This window comes from Methanoregula sp., assembly GCF_023227875.1.
In the GTDB taxonomy this organism is placed as follows: Archaea; Halobacteriota; Methanomicrobia; order Methanomicrobiales; family Methanospirillaceae; genus Methanoregula.
In genome coordinates, this window is sequence record NZ_JALOCH010000024.1 from 1 (window position 1) to 18,981 (window position 18,981).

22 protein-coding genes are annotated in these 18,981 nt (G+C 53.2%); 16 read left to right on the plus strand and 6 right to left on the minus strand.

The window, feature by feature from the left end:
• The first annotated feature begins 226 nt into the window (after positions 1 to 226).
• The 4 genes from M0R30_RS14510 to M0R30_RS14525 all read left to right on the plus strand — a co-directional run bounded on the left by M0R30_RS14510 (position 227) and on the right by M0R30_RS14525 (position 3,985).
• Entirely contained in the window at positions 227 to 850 is a 624-nt protein-coding gene (locus tag M0R30_RS14510) for a uracil-DNA glycosylase family protein (protein WP_292548195.1), read from the plus strand.
• Between the two features lie 183 nt (positions 851 to 1,033).
• Positions 1,034 to 1,588 carry a flavin prenyltransferase UbiX gene (locus tag M0R30_RS14515; RefSeq protein ID WP_292548197.1) on the plus strand — a complete coding sequence of 185 codons (555 nt, stop codon included), beginning with the start codon at positions 1,034 to 1,036 and terminating at the stop codon, positions 1,586 to 1,588.
• Positions 1,581 to 2,816 carry a UbiD family decarboxylase gene (locus M0R30_RS14520; RefSeq protein WP_292548199.1) on the plus strand — a complete coding sequence of 412 codons (1,236 nt, stop codon included), beginning with the start codon at positions 1,581 to 1,583 and terminating at the stop codon, positions 2,814 to 2,816. Before M0R30_RS14515 ends, M0R30_RS14520 begins: the two co-directional genes overlap by 8 nt.
• 5 nt (positions 2,817 to 2,821) lie before the next feature.
• Complete coding sequence (locus M0R30_RS14525) at positions 2,822 to 3,985, plus strand: aconitase X catalytic domain-containing protein (protein WP_292548200.1); 1,164 nt, start codon at positions 2,822 to 2,824, stop codon at positions 3,983 to 3,985.
• A gap of 66 nt (positions 3,986 to 4,051) precedes the next feature.
• On the opposite strand, the gene M0R30_RS14530 is transcribed toward M0R30_RS14525, so the two are convergent.
• Positions 4,052 to 4,198 carry a hypothetical protein gene (locus tag M0R30_RS14530; RefSeq protein ID WP_292548202.1) on the minus strand — a complete coding sequence of 49 codons (147 nt, stop codon included), beginning with the start codon at positions 4,196 to 4,198 and terminating at the stop codon, positions 4,052 to 4,054.
• Between the two features lie 177 nt (positions 4,199 to 4,375).
• The gene (locus tag M0R30_RS14535) at positions 4,376 to 4,705 is read right to left on the minus strand and encodes a hypothetical protein (RefSeq protein WP_292548203.1); all 330 of its coding nucleotides are present in this window, start codon (positions 4,703 to 4,705) and stop codon (positions 4,376 to 4,378) included.
• 194 nt (positions 4,706 to 4,899) lie between these two features.
• On the opposite strand from M0R30_RS14535, the gene M0R30_RS14540 reads away from it, so the two are divergent.
• From M0R30_RS14540 to M0R30_RS14575, 8 genes are all read left to right on the plus strand, one after another.
• Positions 4,900 to 5,244, plus strand: a complete 345-nt coding sequence (locus tag M0R30_RS14540) for a hypothetical protein (protein ID WP_292548205.1) — start codon at positions 4,900 to 4,902, stop codon at positions 5,242 to 5,244.
• Between the two features lie 102 nt (positions 5,245 to 5,346).
• Entirely contained in the window at positions 5,347 to 5,565 is a 219-nt protein-coding gene (locus tag M0R30_RS14545; protein WP_292548207.1) for an ATPase, read from the plus strand.
• Positions 5,566 to 5,736: 171 nt separating this feature from the next.
• Positions 5,737 to 6,294: a V-type ATP synthase subunit E family protein gene (locus tag M0R30_RS14550; RefSeq protein WP_292548209.1), complete on the plus strand. Its 558-nt coding sequence runs from the start codon at positions 5,737 to 5,739 to the stop codon at positions 6,292 to 6,294.
• 1 nt (position 6,295) lies between these two features.
• Positions 6,296 to 7,345: an ATP synthase A1 subunit C gene (ahaC, locus tag M0R30_RS14555; protein WP_292548211.1), complete on the plus strand. Its 1,050-nt coding sequence runs from the start codon at positions 6,296 to 6,298 to the stop codon at positions 7,343 to 7,345.
• Positions 7,338 to 7,658 carry a V-type ATP synthase subunit F gene (locus M0R30_RS14560; RefSeq protein WP_292548213.1) on the plus strand — a complete coding sequence of 107 codons (321 nt, stop codon included), beginning with the start codon at positions 7,338 to 7,340 and terminating at the stop codon, positions 7,656 to 7,658. Before ahaC ends, M0R30_RS14560 begins: the two co-directional genes overlap by 8 nt.
• A 4-nt stretch (positions 7,659 to 7,662) precedes the next feature.
• Positions 7,663 to 9,402: a V-type ATP synthase subunit A gene (locus tag M0R30_RS14565; protein WP_292548215.1), complete on the plus strand. Its 1,740-nt coding sequence runs from the start codon at positions 7,663 to 7,665 to the stop codon at positions 9,400 to 9,402.
• Entirely contained in the window at positions 9,399 to 10,829 is a 1,431-nt protein-coding gene (locus M0R30_RS14570) for a V-type ATP synthase subunit B (protein ID WP_292548217.1), read from the plus strand. The genes M0R30_RS14565 and M0R30_RS14570 overlap by 4 nt, the downstream gene beginning before the upstream one ends.
• Positions 10,830 to 10,835: 6 nt before the next feature.
• Entirely contained in the window at positions 10,836 to 11,513 is a 678-nt protein-coding gene (locus tag M0R30_RS14575) for a V-type ATP synthase subunit D (RefSeq protein WP_292548220.1), read from the plus strand.
• Here M0R30_RS14575 and tcmP read toward each other — a convergent pair.
• Positions 11,510 to 12,475, minus strand: coding sequence for a three-Cys-motif partner protein TcmP (tcmP, locus tag M0R30_RS14580; RefSeq protein WP_292548222.1), 966 nt, complete (start codon positions 12,473 to 12,475; stop codon positions 11,510 to 11,512). The genes M0R30_RS14575 and tcmP overlap by 4 nt on opposite strands.
• A gap of 79 nt (positions 12,476 to 12,554) precedes the next feature.
• Here tcmP and M0R30_RS14585 point away from each other — a divergent pair, with 79 nt between their 5' ends.
• Positions 12,555 to 13,283 (plus strand): phage Gp37/Gp68 family protein, encoded by a 729-nt coding sequence (locus M0R30_RS14585; protein WP_292548224.1) that lies wholly within the window; start codon positions 12,555 to 12,557, stop codon positions 13,281 to 13,283.
• Between the two features lie 656 nt (positions 13,284 to 13,939).
• Positions 13,940 to 14,146, plus strand: coding sequence for a DnaJ domain-containing protein (locus M0R30_RS14590; RefSeq protein ID WP_292548226.1), 207 nt, complete (start codon positions 13,940 to 13,942; stop codon positions 14,144 to 14,146).
• Between the two features lie 73 nt (positions 14,147 to 14,219).
• Here M0R30_RS14590 and M0R30_RS14595 read toward each other — a convergent pair whose 3' ends face one another.
• On the minus strand, positions 14,220 to 15,188 hold the full coding sequence (locus M0R30_RS14595; RefSeq protein WP_292548228.1) for an IS5 family transposase: 969 nt from the start codon (positions 15,186 to 15,188) through the stop codon (positions 14,220 to 14,222).
• A 78-nt stretch (positions 15,189 to 15,266) separates the two neighbouring features.
• On the opposite strand from M0R30_RS14595, the gene M0R30_RS14600 reads away from it, so the two are divergent.
• Both M0R30_RS14600 and M0R30_RS14605 read left to right on the plus strand, forming a co-directional pair.
• Positions 15,267 to 16,016, plus strand: a complete 750-nt coding sequence (locus M0R30_RS14600; RefSeq protein ID WP_292548230.1) for a tetratricopeptide repeat protein — start codon at positions 15,267 to 15,269, stop codon at positions 16,014 to 16,016.
• Between the two features lie 138 nt (positions 16,017 to 16,154).
• Positions 16,155 to 16,373 (plus strand): hypothetical protein, encoded by a 219-nt coding sequence (locus tag M0R30_RS14605; RefSeq protein ID WP_292548232.1) that lies wholly within the window; start codon positions 16,155 to 16,157, stop codon positions 16,371 to 16,373.
• Between the two features lie 57 nt (positions 16,374 to 16,430).
• Here the strand turns inward: M0R30_RS14605 and M0R30_RS14610 are convergent, their stop codons facing one another.
• Together M0R30_RS14610 and M0R30_RS14615 are read right to left on the minus strand one after the other, a co-directional pair.
• Complete coding sequence (locus M0R30_RS14610) at positions 16,431 to 17,642, minus strand: hypothetical protein (protein WP_292548234.1); 1,212 nt, start codon at positions 17,640 to 17,642, stop codon at positions 16,431 to 16,433.
• 940 nt (positions 17,643 to 18,582) lie between these two features.
• Positions 18,583 to 18,951 (minus strand): tetratricopeptide repeat protein, encoded by a 369-nt coding sequence (locus M0R30_RS14615; RefSeq protein WP_292548236.1) that lies wholly within the window; start codon positions 18,949 to 18,951, stop codon positions 18,583 to 18,585.
• Positions 18,952 to 18,981: the final 30 nt, after the last annotated feature.

The window sequence follows — 18,981 nt, forward strand, 5'->3', positions numbered from 1 at the left end:
TTCCGGCTCGCTGATTTCTTAAGTGTCTCCTTTCTATTTGATTTCACACTCAAGAAAAGGAGACATTGTACCTTAGATCTTTTGGTCGTCGGTACAACCATTTTTGGATGAGGATTTCAACAGAGCACTTTTTTTAGATTTTCGACAACACGTGGAAAATGGGGTCTCACAAAAATTGTGATCAGAATTTGCAATATCTTTTAAGAGATCTCAATAATGTATCCTCATGGATCTATGCGTAGGATGTGAATTAGATAGCCAAAAATACAAACACCCTTTATGGATTCCAGCACCTTCCGAGAATCTTAAGGGTTGTATCATATCTCGTGATCCCACATCCGATTTTATTGATCCTTTGAATGGATACAAAGCAGGAAAGGGAAATCTTCAATTTGATGCTCCCCCGAAGTGGCTTTGCCAGCGCATTCAGTATTTTATGGGGAACGATCTCAGTTCAACGGACATGAATAAAATTCACAAGTTTCTCGATAATCAATGTTATTGGACACATTTTCATAAATGCCCCACGAGTAAAAAAGATAAAAAATATCCCCGGTTTTCATTCCCTAACGGGAAGACGTGTGCGGATAGGTGGTTCAATCACGAATTTCTCAAATATAATCTCAAACATAAAATAATCATTCTCCTTGGAAGAGATCTCCAATCATATTTTAAAAATATGGAATCTCGTCACCTGTTGCAAGACAATACGGTTATTTATCTCCCCCACCCCTCAAGAGCAAATTGTGGCAATGGATGGTCATGGAAGAAAAATAAACTCCCGGAGGATCGAAATCAGAAAGAGATTGAAAATAAAATTTTCAGATTGTTATCTTTTATCGAAGAGTAATTTGAACATTAATACAAATTCATTTCAAATTGTGGCATCAGCCGACCTTCGACGAACGCTGTCGGAACTCGAAGAACGCTGATGCGTTCTTCTTGACCTCCTGGTTCTTCGAACCAGTCGGTTCCACAAACTCTTTTTCCCTCGCGCTCCGACATTGATACGACAGGAGAGCGAGCAGCAACCATGAAAAAAGAGATCGTAGTCGGGGTGACGGGTGCGAGCGGGTCGATCTATGCCCGGCGCCTGCTTGAGGTGCTCAGTAAGGATGCAAAGGTCCACGTCATCGTCTCGGATGTCGCGGAGAAGATTGCAGCCCACGAAGGCGTCTCGCTCGCGGGGTTCAATGCCGAGTATCACGAAAACGACAAGCTCTTCGCATCCATTGCAAGCGGGTCGCACAAGTACGACGGCATGGTCGTGATCCCGTGCAGCTCCAAGACGCTTGCGGCGATCGCAAATGGTTTTTCTGATAACCTGATCACCCGCACTGCCGATGTCTGCTTAAAGGAACACCGGAAATGCATCCTCGTTACCCGCGAGATGCCGCTCTCAAAAATTCACTTAAAGAACATGCTTGCCGCAGAAGAGGCGGGCGCGACGATCATGCCCGCAAGCCCCGGCTTCTACCACAAACCAAAGAAGATCGATGACCTCGTGGACATGGTCGTTGCCCGGGTGCTCGACCACCTTGAGATCGAACACAACCTCATTCAGCGCTGGAGCGGTTACGATGCGTGATTTTATCGCAAAGATGCAGAAAGCAGGGCTCGTTGTCGATGTAAAGGAAGAAGTGTCAGCTGACATGCAGGCACCGAAGATGGCGGCCGGCACCGACAAACTCCTCCTCTTCCATAAGATTGGAGGCCACCGTGCCGTCATGAACCTCACCGCGAACCGTGCAGCCCTCTCGCTCGCGCTCGGTATCGATGAGAAAAAAATTGTCAGCACTCTTGCGGATGCACAATTCAACGGGAAGGTGAGAGAAGACGGGACGCTTACCATGCAGAAAGCGGACCTTTCGAAGCTCCCGATCATGCACCACTTCCCAAAGGACGCCGGGAAGTACCTCACCTCCGGGATCGTCTTCTCATGCTATGACGGCGTGGAGAACGCATCGATCCACCGGATGCAGGTGCTTGACGACCACCGGGTCGCGGCCCGGCTCGTTGAAGGCCGGCACACCCACGTAATGCTGAAGAAGGCGCTCGCGAAGGGCGAGAAGCTCCCCATTGCGGTCACCATCGGGACACACCCGGCCGTGACCTTTGCGAGCTGCACCCGGGTGCCGACCGGCATGGAGCTCGCGTTTGCCGCGGAACTGATGGGCGGGGAACTCAGGGTAAAACGGTGCAGCAACGGCGTACTCGTTCCCGATGCGGAGATCGTGCTGGAAGGGTTCATCACGGGCGACCTGACCGAGGAAGGGCCGTTTGTCGACATCACCGGGACCTATGACCCGGTCCGCATGCAGCACATCATCGAGTTCACCGGCATGTACACGAAGCCGGACTTCATCTACCACGGGATCCTGCCGGGCGGCGATGAGCACAAGGTGCTGATGGGTTGCCCCTACGAGCCGAAGATCTACAAGGCGGTCGCGGGTGTGACCCAGGTGAAGAATGTCGTGCTCACGAAGGGCGGCTGCGGGTATCTCGACGCGGTGATCCAGATCAAAAAGAGCACGCAGGGCGATGGCAAGAACGCGATCATGGCCGCGTTTGCTGCCCACACCTCGCTCAAGCACGTGGTGGTCGTGGACGAGGATATCGACCCCACGGACCCTCACGATGTTGAGTATGCAATTGCGACCAGGGTGAGCGGCGACCGGGACATCATGGTGATCACCGGTGTCCGCGGCTCCTCGCTCGACCCGTGCCAGAAAGAAGACGGCACGAACGTGAAGGTCGGGGTCGATGCAACGATGGTGCTGGGACGCGAGGCCGACTTCTCCCGTGCCACGTGGTGAGCACCATGCTGCTGGACAAAGACGATGAACGGATCCTTGCCGGAGAGCAGGGCGAGACAAAGCAGAAGGTGCTCGAGCTCCTTGTTGCGCTTGGCAAGGTCTTCGGGGCCGAGCGGCTCGTCCCGATCGCGAGTGCACAGGTGAGCGGGGCATCCTACAAGACGATCGGGGAGTACGGCCTCCAGTGGCTCAACTCGCTTGACGCGAAGGCGGTTGTCCCGGCGGTGCTGAACCCGATCGGCATGCCACGGGACCGGTGGCAGGAGATGGGTGTGGACCCGGACTTCGCGGTAAAGCAGCAGGCCGTTGTCGCCGCGTACGAGCGTCTCGGCATCAGCCTCGAATGCACCTGCACACCCTACTATCTCCGCGAGACAAAATTCGGCGACCACCTCGCGTGGTCGGAGTCCTCGGCAGTCTGTTACGCGAACTCGGTGATCGGGGCACGAACAAACCGAGAAGGCGGTCCCGGCGCCCTTGCCGCGGCACTCGTGGGAAAGACACCCTGTTACGGGTTCCACCTTGATGCGAACCGCAGGCCGCAGGTGGTTGTCCGCGTGCAGGCCGACACCCGCGACTGGACTATCGCGGATTATGGGGCGCTCGGTTACCATGCCGGTAAGCTGGTGGGTAACCGGATCCCGTTCTTCACGGGGATCGACCCCGGGAAGGACCAGCTCAAGGGGCTCGGGGCGGCAATGGCCGCGACCGGCGCCGTGGCGCTGTACCACGTGGAAGGCGTGACACCGGAAGCACGGGCCGGTCCATTCGATCTTGCCGGTCTTGAAACAATCGCCGTGGAATCCGATGAGATCAAAAAACTGTTCCGGGAGATCCCGGTCGACGCGGTTGCAGTAGGATGCCCGCACTGCTCCCCCGCGGAGCTGGACGAGATCGCCCTGCTCCTTAAAGGGAAGGTCGTCACAAAGCCGTTCTATGTCTTTGCTTCGCAGGGTGTCATCGAAAAGAACCAGCGGACCGTTGACACGATCGAGAAGAGCGGTGCCCGGGTCTTTGCCGACACCTGCATGGTGGTCTCGCCCGTGATGGAGCAGTACGAGGCGATCATGGTGAACTCGGGAAAAGCGCTCGCGTACGTGCCGGACATGTGTGCCGCGGTTGCCCGCATCGGGACGATCGGGGATTGCGTGAGGGTGGGGACGGAGTAGACCCATTCACAACAGGAAAAAGAGATTTTTATATCCTGATTTTACGTTAACAACACGCTTTCAGATTTACTTGTTGAGGGTATGCTGGGAAAAATACTCATCGAGTTTTTCTGATAACCGGGTTAAAAGTATCACCTGTTCCTGGAATCCATCGCGTGCTTCAACCGGGGAAGGTTTGGTTGTATATACGTTCTGAGTCGTGTCTGTAGTCATTTTCTTCACCATTTTTGATAATTCTCATCCGACAATTGATCTTGCGGTATAACCATTTCTGCAAAAATTCTGAAATAAAGGTACTTGTCTGCAAAGCAGATCTGCAATGCACATTTTCCCGGCAGGGACGATGACAATCAGAGATAAAAACCGGGCGAAAACCCGAAAAAAGAAATTTCAGCGAATCGCAAGCAGGATCTTCTTGATCTCCTCCACCGTTTCCGGCGATGGGTTCCGCCCCGGCCTGATCCCCGTCCCCCGTGAAAGGATCTGCCGGACTTCGTCCATCTTAATATTGACAAACGGGATCTTGTCCCAGACCTTCTGGTCGATCTTGTTCCACGTGCACTGGAGCAGGTGAGTGAGGAGGGTGATATCTGCTTCGGAGAATGATCTCCATTCTGCACCGATCCCCTGCTGCATCATCTTCATCGAGACCTCGACCGTCTTTCCACGGTGAACATGGTACAGTCGCCTTCCGAGCTCTGCCTGGGTTACATCCGGCATGCATCTTCCTCCCGTCCCTTTTTGGGATGATGAGTGAGTCCCGCTGTGTAATCATAAACTTTGTGGCGGCATGTACAGGTATGGATAGTGGATATTATAAACACGTACACTATGGTATGGCCCCCTCAAACCGGGCCGGCCCCGGCAGGGAAAGTGCTTTAACCCGGCACAGGATAATTCCGATACAATGGACAATGTCCCGTACCAGTGAAGAGGAGCTGGGCAGGAGGCGGTTCCAGCTCTTAAGGCAACAAGCGGTCGAAGCCGCAATAGAGAAGATACGGCACGCCCCGGCTGCTGAATGGCATTCTTTTTCCGGTGCGGACTACACGCACCTCCGCGATATCCTCGGCGAGCTGTGGATCCACATCGAGCGGGAGAAGTGGAACGAGTACGCGTTCTCCACGCTCACCCGCGACGATATCCATGACCTCCTTACTCTTGGCACCTCCGCGCAGGGCCGTGCCCTCCCCCGTTCTGTCCTCGATGCGATGGAGGCGATCCTCGCGCATACCCGGCACAGCCGTCCACCCGTGTGATGGTCGGCAGGCTCATGTGGTGGAAGACTGTTTCTGGCGAAGACCAACTCAATACCTTAATATATCAGCACTCTGTTAGGTTCTATCATTAGAGGTGTTGACATGGTTGGTTGGGAAGTTCCTATCGGGGCCGCGATTGCATTCTCCTTTGGTGCGATCGGTACGGGATGGGCGCAGTCACGCATCGGTGCAGCCGGTGCGGGTGCGATTGCCGAAAAACCGGAGACTGCAGGTACCATCATCATCCTGGAAGCGATACCCGAGACGCTGGTCATCCTCGGGTTCGTTGTCGCCGCGATGATCATCCTGATGGTGAAGTGACCGGGCGGCACTAAGGCTGCCCACCATCACACCACGTTCCTATAAACAGCCGATTGTTCACCCAACTCCCGGGCCGGGAACCTCCGGGAGCGTCCAGGCAGCTGAACTGTTGCCGTAAAGACAGGGGTCTGGACGCGTGAAACAATGGCCTATGAAAACCTTTTAAAATCCGTGGAGGAGAGTGCACAGGAACGGCAGCGGGAGCTCTTCGAAAAGGCAGCAAAACTGGCCGGGGAGATCCGGTCGGAAGCAAAGAAGCAGGCCGGAGAGATCCAGGAGATCGCAATAAAAGAAGCAGAAAAATCTGCAGCCATCGAGCGGAACAAGCAGTTGTATCTCACAAAAGGGGAGATCAAGGAGCAGAGCCTCCGCATGCGCGAGAAAGTCTTCGATGCGGCCTTTGAGAAGGCCACAGGGCAGTTGTCTGGTTTGCGGCAGGATAAAAAATACCCGGCCATATTCGAACAACTGGCCCGGGAGGCAACCGGTGCCATGGGCGGGCAACCGTTCCGGGTACACGTTGACAAGCATGACGAGGAGCTCTGCAAAAAAATCCTTGCGGCCCTGGACATCCGGTGCGAAGTCCTCACCGATCTTCAGTGCATGGGCGGCCTCGTGGCCAGCTCGCCGGACGGGCTCATCACCATCTCCAACACGATCGAGTCCCGTCTCGAGCGGATCCGGGAACACAAGAAGCTCGAGATCCACGCCATTCTTGCCGGAGGCTGAGATGGACTGGGGGTACATCAACGCCAGGATGCGGGGCATGAAGAGCCGGCTTTTGGACCACCATACGCTCGACAATCTCGTCCTCCAGCCGGATCTCGACTCGCTCGAAAGCGAGCTCGAGAAGACCCCTTACCGCGAGGACCTGATCGAGGCCCGGGGCAGGTACGCCGGTATGCCCGCGATCGAGCATGCGCTCCGGAACAACTTTGTACGGACGTTCCGGAAGGTCCTTGATTTCTCAAAGGAGAAGGAAGCTTTGCTGTACATCAGGATCTTCCTTCACCGCTGGGACGTCCAGAACATCAAGACCGTGCTCCGCGGGAAGAACATCCACATCACAAACGAAGAGATCCTCGAATGTATCGTGCCTGCAGGCGAGCTGGACGAGGTGACACTGACCGAACTTGTCCGGCAGCCGGACATGAAAGCAGTGATCGACCTGCTCGCCACCTGGCGCATCCCCTATGCGACCCCGCTCACCTCCGCTTTCCCCGAGTTCGCAAAGAACGGGGATCTCGGCATGCTCGAGTGTGCGCTCGACCGGTATTATTACGAGGATGCACTCCTCGCAGTAAAGGACAAATCGCGCAATAACGCGATGATCCGGGATATCCTCTCCCTCGAGGTTGATGTCGTGAACATCAAGACGGCCCTGCGGATGATCCGCGACGGCGTTGCACCGGATGAAGCGAGAAAGTTCCTGCTCCCCGGGGGGCGGGAGCTTGACGCGAAGAAGCTTGATCGTCTCCTTGCGCTCCATACGATCGAGGACGCTCTTGCCATGCTCGCGAACACACGGTACCGTTTCCTCTCCGGTATACCTGAGGAGGTTCTGCGGGCCCAGAAAATTTCCGTTATAGAAAAAAAGCTGGAGCGGTACCTGGTCCAGGAGGGCGTCAGGTTGTTCCTTGGCGATCCCTTAAGTGTCGCCTCGCTCATCGGGTACTTCTGGGCAAAGTACAACGAGATCACCAACATCCGGGTCATCTCGCGATGCAAGACCGCGGATTTTTCGATCGAGAACCTGAGGGAGGAGCTCGTGTATGTATAAATTTGTCATCGTCACGGACAGCGACCGGGCATCCGGGTTCCGGCTTGCGGGGGCAGAGGTGTTCGAGGCGAAGGACACGGAGGAGGCCCGGGTCGTGATCCCTCCCCTGCTCCACAAAGACGATATCGGGATTGTGGCAGTGAACGAGGAGTACATGCTCGCGCTCGATGAGAAGCTGATGGACAGGATCGAGAAGATGCACCGCCCTCTCATCATCCCGATCCCCTCGAAATCCAAGGAGATGGACCGCCGGACCTATATCGAGCGGCTGCTCCGGAAGGCGATCGGGTACAACATCGTGCTGAAAAGGTGATGATATGATTACAGGAACAATTTCACGGATCTCAGGCCCGGTGATTATGGCCAAGGGCATGAAGGGGTCCAAGATGTACGACGTGGTGAAGGTCGGGACCGAGGCCCTCCGCGGCGAGATCATCCGGCTCGAAGGGGATGAGGCAGTCATCCAGGTATACGAGGATACGACTGGTCTCACGCTGGGCGAGGCCGTAGAGAATACGGAGACCCCGCTCTCCGTGGAGCTGGGACCCGGCCTCCTTGCTTCTATCTATGACGGCGTCCAGCGCCCACTGCCGGTTCTCCTGAAGCTGAGTGGCGACTTCATCGGTCGCGGGATTACAGCCCCGGGGCTCGACCGTGAAAAGAAATGGGAGTTCGTACCCGTGGCAAAGAACGGCGACATGCTCGGGCCCGGGGATGTCATTGGCACGGTGAAAGAGTTCCAGTTCGAGCACCGGGTCCTCGTCCCCCCGAAGGTGTCCGGAAAGGTTACCGGGATCCGGGCGGGTTCGTTCACGGTCGAGGAGATCGTCTGTGTGCTTGACAATAAAATTCAGCTCCCTATGATGCAGTCCTGGCCGGTCCGGATCCCCCGGCCCCACGTAAAGAAACTCGACCCCCTGCTGCCGCTCATCACCGGGCAGCGGGTCTTTGACTGCATGTTCCCGGTCACGAAAGGCGGGACGGCAATGATCCCGGGGGGCTTTGGGACCGGCAAGACCGTATCAGAACAGACGCTTGCGAAGTGGTCGGATACCCAGATCGTAGTCTACATCGGGTGCGGGGAGCGGGGCAACGAGATGACGGACGTGCTCGAAGAGTTTCCCGAGCTCGTCGACCCCCGGACGAAACTCCCGCTGATCGAGCGGACGATCCTGATCGCGAATACCTCGAACATGCCGGTTGCTGCCCGCGAGGCTTCGATCTATACCGGGATCACGATCGCGGAATACTTCCGGGACATGGGATATGATGTGGCGCTGCTGGCGGACTCAACCTCCCGCTGGGGCGAGGCGCTGCGCGAGGTCTCGGGCCGGCTCGAAGAGATGCCGGGCGAAGAGGGCTATCCTGCCTATCTTGCAACCCGGCTCTCGGCCTTCTACGAGCGGGCGGGCCGGGTCATCTGTCTCGGGGCCGGTGAGCGGAACGGATCGATCACGGTCGTGGGCGCGGTCTCCCCTCCCGGTGGCGACTTCTCGGAGCCGATCACCCAGAACACGCTCCGTGTTGTCGGGACATTCTGGGCGCTGGACACGAACCTCGCTTACCGCCGTCACTTCCCGTCAGTAAACTGGATCAAGAGTTACTCGCTCTACCTAGACTGCATTTCGGAGTGGTACGACAAGAACATTGCCCGCGACTGGCGGGAGCTCCGGGAGAAGGCGATGTACCTGCTCCAGAAGGAGGTGGAGCTGCAGGAGATTGTCCAGCTGGTGGGCCCGGATGCCCTGCCCGACAGCGAGAAGGCAATCCTCGATGTGACCCGGATGATCCGCGAGGACTTCCTCCAGCAGAGCGCGTACAGCGACACGGACTCGTTCTGCCCTATCGAGAAGCAGTACCTGATGCTCAAGGTGATAATGACATATTACGAACAGGCTAACCTGGCGATGAACCGGGGGGTCAGCCTCCGGCAGGTGCAGGTGCTCCCGCTAAAGGCAACGATCGGGCGGATGAAGGATGCCGGTGAAACGGATGAGGTCCGGAAGATGATCGATGAGGTTACTGCTTCAATCTCAGGACTTGAGGTGGAGAAATGAAAGATACGTCGCTGCTGACCAAGGAGTACCGGACGATCGATTACGTCTCCGGCCCGCTGATCTTCGTCAACGGGGTCCTCGGGGCATCGTACGGGGAGATCGTGAAGATCACCCTCAAAGATGGCGAGGTGCGGACCGGGCAGGTGCTCGACATATCAGAGGAGCATGCGGTCGTCCAGGTTTTCGAGGGTACCCGGGGGATCGACCTTGTGGGGACCACGGCCCGGTTCATCGGGGAGCCGGCCCGGATCAATGTCTCCAAAGACATGCTTGGCCGCATCTTCACCGGTGTCGGGACAGCACGTGACGGTGGCCCCGATATTATCCCGGAGGCCATGCTGGACATTGCCGGGACGCCAATCAACCCGTCGGCCCGGGATAAGCCCGCCGACTTTATCCAGACCGGCATGTCGGCGATCGACGGCCTCAACACGCTCGTGCGGGGCCAGAAGCTGCCGATCTTCTCCGGCTCGGGCCTGCCGGCGAGCAAGCTCGCTGCCCAGATCGCCCGGCAGGCGAAGGTCCGGGGCGAGGGCGAGGAGTTCGCGGTGGTCTTTGTTGCCATGGGGATCACCCACAAGGAGGCCTCGTTCTTCATGCAGGATTTCGAGCGGACGGGTGCGCTCGACCGCGTAGTCTTCTTCATGAATCTCGCCGATGACCCGACGGTCGAGCGGCTCGCGGCCCCGCGGTGTGGCCTCACGGTAGCGGAGTTCCTTGCCTTTACGCATAACCTCCACGTGCTCGTGATCTTAACGGACATGATCAATTACTGTGAGGCGCTTCGCGAGATCTCGACCGCCCGCGAGGAAGTGCCCGGCCGGCGGGGGTACCCGGGCTACATGTACACCGACCTCGCCTCCATCTACGAGCGGGCCGGCAGGCTGAAAGGAAAGACCGGGTCGATCACGCAGATCCCGATCCTGACCATGCCGGACGACGATATCACCCACCCGGTTCCCGATCTCACAGGCTACATAACCGAGGGCCAGATCGTGCTCTCGCGGGATATCTTCCGGCGCGGGGGCGACCCGCCGGTTGATGCCCTGCCCTGCCTCTCCCGGCTCATGAACCTCGGCATCGGGCCGGGCAAGACCCGGGAGGACCACCGTGGCGTGGCGGACCAGCTCTATGCCAGTTACGCGTACGGCCGTGACCTGCGCCGGCTCGTTGCGATTGTCGGAGAGGAGGCGCTCACCGACCTTGACCGGAAGTACCTGAAGTTCGCAGACGGGTTCGAGCGGCAGTTCATTACGCAGGGTGACGATGACCGTTCCATCGAGACCACGCTTGCCATTGCCTGGGACCTCTTTGCCACCCTGCCGGTTGACGAACTCAAGCGGATCAAGCGGGAGCATATCAAAAAATACCACCCGGCGGCACAGGAAGCCGCAGGGGACGCGCCGGAAAAAACCGCTGGGAGCTGAACATCCATGGAACAGGTCAAGCCCACCCGGATGGAGCTGATGAAGAAGAAGGCGCAGATCAAGCTCGCGGAGCAGGGCCGGGACCTGCTGCGGGAGAAGATGGACGCGCTCATCCAGGAGTTCTTCAAGATCCTCTCCAGCGTCTCGGACTCCCGGGACGAGCTGGAGCAGGTCTCGCGGGCTGCGGACCAGGCGCTGATGATCGCGGCAGCGGTTGACGACCCGGTGACGCTGAAGTCCGCATCGTTTGCCACCCGGCGGGCGATCACGGTTGGCATCACCGGCAAGAACATCATGGGCGTGCCGGTCCCGGTGATCGAGAAGAAGCGGGTCTCGAAGAGCATGATGGAGCGGGGCTACGGTATCATCGCCACGAGCGCCCGGATCGATGAGACCGCCGAACGGTACGAGGTGGAACTGGACCTGTTGATCAAGCTCGCCGAGACCGAGACCGCGATGCGGCGGCTCGGGGCCGAGATCCAGATGAACCGCCGGCGCGTGAATGCCCTCGAGCAGATCCTGATCCCGGAGCTGAAGGGGCAGGCGAAGTACATCAAGAACGCGATCGAGGAGCGGGAACGGGAGGACCTGTTCCGTTTAAAGAAAGTGAAGTCTATTCTGGAGAGGAAGAAGAAGAAGGCGAGGGAGAGGAAGCAAAAGGAGGAGAAAAAAGACAATCTCTAATCTTGAAACAATCTCATTTGGTCTTTTGGAATGTGTTTTTCAACACTGATTCTCTCGGCATCCTGTTTCCATTGATGTATCCAGGCATTATATTCCTTCATTCCTTCTTGTTTCATAAGATAATGACCTGCATTACTATCAGTACATAAGAATAGGACATAGACAATAGCAGTTTCATTTGTTGTATTTATTTCAACGATTATCGGGGGTTTTTCATAGAGCTCTGATAACCGTTCTGCATATAGTTCGACAAGAGCTTTTCTTGTATTGTCATACTTTACCATTAATGAGTCAAATTTCGGTCGCCATTCAGTCTCATCAAGACCAAGCATGGTAGTTATTGTATGAGAGTTGATGTTGACATTCATCTGAAGCCCATAGGTCATTAGTGTGATAATCATCTCGGGCCGCCTTTCTCGCAGGGATCCATCTTTTGCAGTCCATTGACCCTTGAGAGTCCCAATTTTTTCAATAATTTCCCATGGAAGATCTGAAGCCGCATGGGGATCTAAAATCCAGAGGCTGGGAAATTTCGGATTAATATATTTACACGCTTCTTCAACAGCATCGTTGATCTCTAATGTCTCGATAACTGGTCGAATTCTTGAATATTTTGATAAAAGTCGTTCAAGGTTTTCTTTCTGCTCTCGACATCGTTCTGCTTTTGGATGATAGGTATTCAGAAAAAGCGTTCGGCCTTTGGGATAATTCTCAAGACAATCTGCTGCAAGGACTGCAGAACCTGGCCAAGTCGGCTCCGACAATCTGTGTTTTTTACTTTCATCACAGTAGCATAAACCAGTTGACGCGAATAAATCAAAAATATCAAGCGTTGGAGGACTCTTTTTTACATGATCTACCCATATCTTTAGATAAAATTCAATGAAGGCATGCTTCTTCCTTGTGTGCCATTTTACTCTTTCATAATGAAAGCCATCTTTATCTTGGTAAAATTCATCCATTGAAGATCAATTATACATAATATAACATAAATTTTAATGGGAAAACCAATAAGCGATTGCATCAGAGGCATTGTGAGAAATGTCTCAGAACTCCGGCATCGAATGGACAGAGACCACATGGAACCCGGTCACCGGGTGCAGCAAGATCAGCCCGGGCTGTAAGCACTGCTATGCAGAGCGGATGGCTCTCCGGCTCCAGGCCATGGGCCAGCCGAATTACCGGAACGGTTTTGCGGTCACGCTGCACGAGCGGATGCTCCCCCTTCCGCTTGAGTGGAGAAAGCCCCGGATGATCTTTGTCAATTCGATGAGCGATCTTTTCCACAAGGATGTACCGACGCCGTTCATCAGGAAAACTTTTGATGTCATGCGAAAGGCATCGTGGCATACTTTTCAGGTCCTCACCAAACGCTCTGATCGTTTCCGGGAGATCGAGCAATCGATCACAATACCGAAAAATGTCTGGCTCGGTGTCAGTGTTGAGTGCGAGGATTATCTCTATCGCATTGATGATCTCCGGGCAACGAACGCACCGGTTAAATTCCTGTCGCTTGAACCCTTGATCGGTCCGCTGCCGGGCTTGAACCTTGAGGGCATTGACTGGGTAATTGTCGGCGGGGAGTCAGGACCCGGGGCACGGTTGATGAAGGAAGAGTGGGTGACGGATATACGGGATGCCTGTCTCAAATCGAATGTTCCCTTCTTCTTCAAACAGTGGGGTGGCGTTTTCAAGAAACGTGCTGGCCGGGAGCTTGATGGGAGAACGTGGGATCAGATGCCAGCCCAGGTGTCATCCGGAATTGCATAAATTTTTAGTAAGCGCATGGGGTATCTCAGCTGATGAATTTTCAATCAAACCTTGATTGAAATTTTTTCAGCAGACCCTGCTCAATTTTTTTCAATCACCCCACGAACCCCTGCTCAAAACCCGCGAGCAGATCAATCAGACCTTGTTTAAAATTTTTCAACCGGACCCTGCTTAAAAAAATAATCACCAGACACTGGTTGTAAAAAAGTACCCGGATCCGGACCCCCTGCCATTTCCCGGGCCAGCCTTTTCCACAGGATCTAAGTTCACTCATCATCCAAAAGGCAACAATTAGACGTTTTTCAGAGGCTGAAATGACCCCCATATGAGCCAGATAACACTAATTCAGTCTTCGTTTAAAATCAGTGCTCTATAATTCGCAAAAAAATGCGACTATCAGAAAATCGACTCTTCAGAATGGGCTCAGATTGGCAAAATACGCCCAAATTGAGGAGAGGGGTTACAAGGGCATCGTACGTCCCGGGCACCTCCGAAGAAGAGGGGTTTACTCTGCTGAGACCGTTGAATGTACCAACTTTTTTATTTATACTGCAGTAGAGTTATTTCACTCACGGGACGTTGGCTGTACCTTGAAAGGAAAAATTTCCAGCATAACCCTGTAAAAATAAACGAATCCAGACACTCCGGGCATTACCATGAACACCACTGATTTTTATGAAATACTGGGTGTCCGACCCGATGCAACACCGGAGGATATCAAAAATGCATACCACCAGCTCGCGCATACCTGTCATCCCGATGTCAGCACATTACCTGATGCTGAAGAGAGGATGACGAAGATCAATGAGGCATATGCGGTGGTGAGCGATCCTGAAAAACGCCGTATCTATGGAGCATTCTGAATAACCCTCCGAAATTTTCAACAATGAGATGAGAGCAAATCCAGTATCCCGAATCTTGAATTTAGCTTACCCTTCAGAATTTTATCGACAGCATCCGCTCAAGCACCCCTTGTTTTTTGAGAGTGGCGAGTTGAAACAAGTTGAAAGTGAAAGCAGTGAACACCATTTTGGCATGTACCCTGAGAACGGTAGTGACGCGAGTGTGAGCGGAATGGAACACATTCTTGATGATGGCGTACGGTCGTTCACCTGGAGATCGGATCCTTGAGATTCGAGCGTTTCTGAGTATATCGCGTATCCCAATCGGGTGACCGCGAACTCCTCGTTGCATGGTAGCGTTGAAACCGTTGGTTTTAGTACCGAAGTATCTCCGGTCCCGGTAGATCACTTCGCCCTCTTTTGAGAGGTCGACTTGCGAATCGTGGGTTGAGGCAGTTGTAACTTCGAGAGCCCGGATCAGACCGAAGTCACAATCCTCTTTGGTGTGGAGTTTGTATCCGAAATAGGATTTCTTCCCCTTCTTTGTCCAGGTGCCATCCCGACTTCTGCGGGTTTTTGCATCCTCTTCCCGGGGTGTATCCGTTGAAGCGTGACCGGGATCGGCGGTGATGAAGGTCGCATCCTGGATGGTGCCTTTCCTGATCTTCAAACCTTTTGCATCAAGCTGGCGCTGGAGTTCTTCCCAAATCGCTTTGTCTTTTCCGGTCTTTGCTAACCGCTCGCGGAAATACCAGACGGTCGTTTGATCCGGGATCTTCTCGGGATAGTCCAGAAATTTCATGAACGAGATCCGATCATTGGCCTGCCGCTCAAGTTCCGGATCGGACAGGTTGTACATCGACTGGAGTACCAGCATCTTGATCATGAGAACGATATCCATGTTCGGACGACCGCCCTGCTCGGTCTGGTTCTGATAGATATCCCCCACGACCGTCCGAAATCTTTCCCAATCGATGAATGTTGAGAATTCGCTCAACCGATCGCCAAGGTGTTTGATACTCTTATACCGCTCCTCCAACGCAAAATCGACGAGGTTCTCCATACTTTCCCTGCGATCTGCTAAGATATAGTACTAACGGTTACCGAGAGGTTTTTCAGAATTCTCTATGACAGGAAACGGGTGACCCAGGAACCGTTCACGGTCCAATGGGAGAGGGAGCCAACCGCCCGCCCGCCACGGACTCACGACCCCCGGTATGAACAGGCCCCTCCGGAGCCCGCACGGCAACAACCACGGAAACGGCACATGCCCTATGCAGCAGGCTTCTGGGTCTCCCTTCTCATCATTTTTATTTTCATTCTGGTTCTCTTCCTCGGGAGCGGAACTCCCCGGACCTCCGCTGAAATACCGGTAGTGACGCCGACGATCGAGCCCATTGTTGTGATAACAACCCAGCAACCGATCATTGTGGGAAAAACCTTTGAGGCCTGGAAAGGTGAAGGGGATACCCTCAGGAAACAGGACCGGAACGGGGATGCGCTGGCCGCATACGAGCAGGCGCTCAGGATCCGGCCGAACGCATCGGATCTCTGGGTTGCCGAAGGGGATCTCTACACCACGATGGGCAATTTTGAGAACGCGATTGTCTGCTATGACCGTGCCCTGGCACGAGATCCCCAGGCAGGGGAAGAGGTCCGGAATAAGAGCACGGTTTTAAAAACCATCAATTCACGGATAGAACAGGCTGAACTGCTTGAAAAACACGAAGATTATTCTGCCGCCATCGGGATCTATGACGATCTCCTCTCTGCAGGTATCCGGAATACCGGTTTCCAGAAGCGGATCCTGTCGGCAAAGGTGTATGCCCTCATGCGATCGGGAAGATCCGATGAGGCAGCCCGGGTAAGTAAAGTGATAGAATCTCTCTGATGACACTCCCCGGATAAGACAGGAAGATATGCTATCAGCTGAGTAGTATCTTGAATTGTTGCCGGCCGGCCACTCACATGACCCCGCCATGACAACGGATAAGGAATGGATATGACTGACACGTGCCCCGGTAATGAAATGCCTCCTCCCCCCGATACCTGCCATTTTGACGACTCTGTCCGGTTTATTACCGCACTGAGCACGGCCATCGACCAGTATGGCGGCCATACCCATGATACGGATAACACCATCCGGCAGATCATCAACGCACGGGGACACTCCCCGGGAGTCTATGATTTATTCACAACGAATACGGTCTCTCACTTGGTGACGCAGATAAGCGAACTATTATTTTGAGTAAACCATCAGGATCCAATACGTCAGTAACCATCTTTCCCTTAATGCGCACTATTTTTACAATAAGTGTTTTCTCTCCGCGAGTGACAGAACATAAAACAGGGCGAATAGTGTCAGGCCGAAACCTGCCAGAAAAATGGCTAACGCAATACCGGGAATCCGGTCAATGATAAACATTGCTACACCAATGAGAATCATCAGGATCGCAGTAAGGAGCGCCAGAGCCAGCACCAGAAGCAGCAGATGGAGATCTTTTCCTTCCGGTTTCGGGGCTGGCACCTCTGACGTTGGTTTTGGCCTGATCAGGTTGCGGATCAGGTTATACATGAGATAAAACCCTCCGAAGATGTTGAAAAATGCGATGAAGACTGCCAGAAGCGTATGCAGGATGTCAGGAACGATGACTGCAAATGAACCCACAACAACAAATACCATCCCCACAAGGATGACGATCCCGGTGCGTTTGAACGTGAGGGTCATCATATTACCGACGACCAGCGCTTGAACTCCAAGCAGTACGAGCAGCGTACCCAGCTGAGCGCTTGAAGCCCACGGCAGTAATCCCCAGTACACCGGAACCAACAGACAGCCGCTCACCAGCATGAATATCCCATACTGTATTCCCATGACGGTAGCAAGGGGGATGCAATGAGTGTTTGAGGGGATATCGGATTCCGGGTGGAGCGGATACCTGCTCCGCAAAGTAACGACAATGTAGATCAGAACCATACCAAAAAGCAGAGCGATACCGGCGAGAAGTTCGGTTGAAAGGATTCCCGGCAGGTACATCTGCATGGCAACCAGTACTGCAACCAGAATCATGAGGATGTAGACTGCTGCACAGCTCAGCGTCAAGGCGGATAACACTCCGTCATCGGACGTTTTCTCAGACGGAGACTTCCCTTTTAAAACAAACCTCTGTAAAAGAAGCAGAATACCGCCAACTCCAAAGATGACAATCACCAGAATCTTTGGAATATCGCCAAAAATTCCCGGAATAAAGCAGGTGATAAAACCAATCGCGGTAATGATGATCCCCGGAATAAGTACCGGCCATGATCTTTTCACATATCTGATCGGGTTTTTTCCTACGGTTTGCAGCTGCAGGCCATATATAATCAGAAGGAGTCCGTACACCCCATCCTTATAGTAGGGCAATGCACCTCCAGCAACCGAAAACAGCACGGCACTCAGAATAAGCATTATCAGACCGCTGGCCAGAAGGAGAATCACTTCGAGAGAGATGTTCACCTCTTCTGAGAACTTCATTTTTTTCTCCCCGTTGTAAAAATGTTATCAGACTTCTGCATTTTTTTCATGTACTTATCCTGAAATGCGGGATCTTTTGCCTCTGCGTACTTCAAAAACCCAACTCAATTTATACTTATATTTTTCCTTCAGATTTATTTTTTCATTTATTTTTTTATCGGAAGAGGGTATACACACTCTTTCTCATGTTCAAAGAATCATATACCTGCAATTAAACCCAAATGACCAATTGTCCGATCTGAATCCGATAAGAAAAATCATCAAATTCCATTGATGCCAAAGTGATACGGTACCTGCTTACCATCATCTCGCTCCTGTACAAGGATATATGGGTGTCTCTTCAATGGATTTTCTTCGCGCGTGTTCTCCGTTGTCCCAGAACGATTGACAACGATTTGTTTTGGTTTGATCTCTTCCGGCTCTTCATCTGGGAAGGGATCTGGAAAAAAACCCAAATTTTTTCAAGCAGACTCTGCTGAAAAATTTTCAATCGCGATCATGAGGTGTTAGTTGGGGAGGCGATTGTAGGATAATTATCCTACAATCGGAATGTACATGCTACAAAATTTTTGATTTGCCGACGTGAGGTAATTTACCGGTAAACCAGACCCTGTCTGAAAAAATTGGGGTGGGGGGTGAGGGGGTGGTTAAATTTTTTTGCCGGAGATCGATAGCGATGTTCATAATGGCGGAAATGGTCATTCAGGTTTTTGGCTTGATCGTGTACACTGCCAGGATTCACGAAGAAATTATTTGAGACGTACTGAACTTTGATAAATGAATCCGCGATCCAGAGATACGCGGAATGCCGGATTATGGTTGTAAGGTTTAATAAAAAAGGAAAATCCGCTATAACTCCGCTATAAATAAAGATGAGAGTAATTTGTCGTTAGTTGTAGGATCTTTTCGATCCCCTTGTTTTTTGGAGAACCTGTTTTTTTTACATATACCCGGTTGCGATAGAAATCCCCCTCTTCATACACTTAGAAGCATCGTTCTCGAATCCAATCTTCTTAAGAGTTAACCCCTTGTTGTACCAGGTTTCCGCATTGCACGGATCAAACTTAAGGGCAGATTCGTAGCATGAAATTGCTTCATCATATCTGCCAAGCATATCCAGAGCATTCCCCTTTGAGTGGAGTGCCCTGACATGACGGGGGTTAATCAGAAGAACCTGGTCATAGATCCTGATAGCTCCTGCATACTCATTGTGATACTTCATTTCGTTTGCCTGATGCAGCATGATCTCTTCATGTGGATCGAGGGTTACGATCCGGGTTTCAGTACCAGATGGTCTCTTTTGAGGCATGATCTATATGTTTGCTGAACTTATATTTTA

What these genes read in the sequence shown, in the direction of transcription:
- M0R30_RS14510 (WP_292548195.1), top strand. Translation starts at nt 227, where the DNA reads ATGGATCTATGCGTAGGATGTGAATTAGATAGCCAAAAATACAAACAC.
- M0R30_RS14515 (WP_292548197.1), top strand. Translation starts at nt 1,034, where the DNA reads ATGAAAAAAGAGATCGTAGTCGGGGTGACGGGTGCGAGCGGGTCGATC.
- M0R30_RS14520 (WP_292548199.1), top strand. Translation starts at nt 1,581, where the DNA reads ATGCGTGATTTTATCGCAAAGATGCAGAAAGCAGGGCTCGTTGTCGAT.
- M0R30_RS14525 (WP_292548200.1), top strand. Translation starts at nt 2,822, where the DNA reads ATGCTGCTGGACAAAGACGATGAACGGATCCTTGCCGGAGAGCAGGGC.
- M0R30_RS14530 (WP_292548202.1), bottom strand. Translation starts at nt 4,198, where the DNA reads ATGACTACAGACACGACTCAGAACGTATATACAACCAAACCTTCCCCG.
- M0R30_RS14535 (WP_292548203.1), bottom strand. Translation starts at nt 4,705, where the DNA reads ATGCCGGATGTAACCCAGGCAGAGCTCGGAAGGCGACTGTACCATGTT.
- M0R30_RS14540 (WP_292548205.1), top strand. Translation starts at nt 4,900, where the DNA reads ATGTCCCGTACCAGTGAAGAGGAGCTGGGCAGGAGGCGGTTCCAGCTC.
- M0R30_RS14545 (WP_292548207.1), top strand. Translation starts at nt 5,347, where the DNA reads ATGGTTGGTTGGGAAGTTCCTATCGGGGCCGCGATTGCATTCTCCTTT.
- ahaC (WP_292548211.1), top strand. Translation starts at nt 6,296, where the DNA reads ATGGACTGGGGGTACATCAACGCCAGGATGCGGGGCATGAAGAGCCGG.
- M0R30_RS14560 (WP_292548213.1), top strand. Translation starts at nt 7,338, where the DNA reads ATGTATAAATTTGTCATCGTCACGGACAGCGACCGGGCATCCGGGTTC.
- M0R30_RS14565 (WP_292548215.1), top strand. Translation starts at nt 7,663, where the DNA reads ATGATTACAGGAACAATTTCACGGATCTCAGGCCCGGTGATTATGGCC.
- M0R30_RS14570 (WP_292548217.1), top strand. Translation starts at nt 9,399, where the DNA reads ATGAAAGATACGTCGCTGCTGACCAAGGAGTACCGGACGATCGATTAC.
- M0R30_RS14575 (WP_292548220.1), top strand. Translation starts at nt 10,836, where the DNA reads ATGGAACAGGTCAAGCCCACCCGGATGGAGCTGATGAAGAAGAAGGCG.
- tcmP (WP_292548222.1), bottom strand. Translation starts at nt 12,475, where the DNA reads ATGGATGAATTTTACCAAGATAAAGATGGCTTTCATTATGAAAGAGTA.
- M0R30_RS14585 (WP_292548224.1), top strand. Translation starts at nt 12,555, where the DNA reads ATGTCTCAGAACTCCGGCATCGAATGGACAGAGACCACATGGAACCCG.
- M0R30_RS14590 (WP_292548226.1), top strand. Translation starts at nt 13,940, where the DNA reads ATGAACACCACTGATTTTTATGAAATACTGGGTGTCCGACCCGATGCA.
- M0R30_RS14595 (WP_292548228.1), bottom strand. Translation starts at nt 15,188, where the DNA reads ATGGAGAACCTCGTCGATTTTGCGTTGGAGGAGCGGTATAAGAGTATC.
- M0R30_RS14605 (WP_292548232.1), top strand. Translation starts at nt 16,155, where the DNA reads ATGCCTCCTCCCCCCGATACCTGCCATTTTGACGACTCTGTCCGGTTT.
- M0R30_RS14610 (WP_292548234.1), bottom strand. Translation starts at nt 17,642, where the DNA reads ATGAAGTTCTCAGAAGAGGTGAACATCTCTCTCGAAGTGATTCTCCTT.
- M0R30_RS14615 (WP_292548236.1), bottom strand. Translation starts at nt 18,951, where the DNA reads ATGCCTCAAAAGAGACCATCTGGTACTGAAACCCGGATCGTAACCCTC.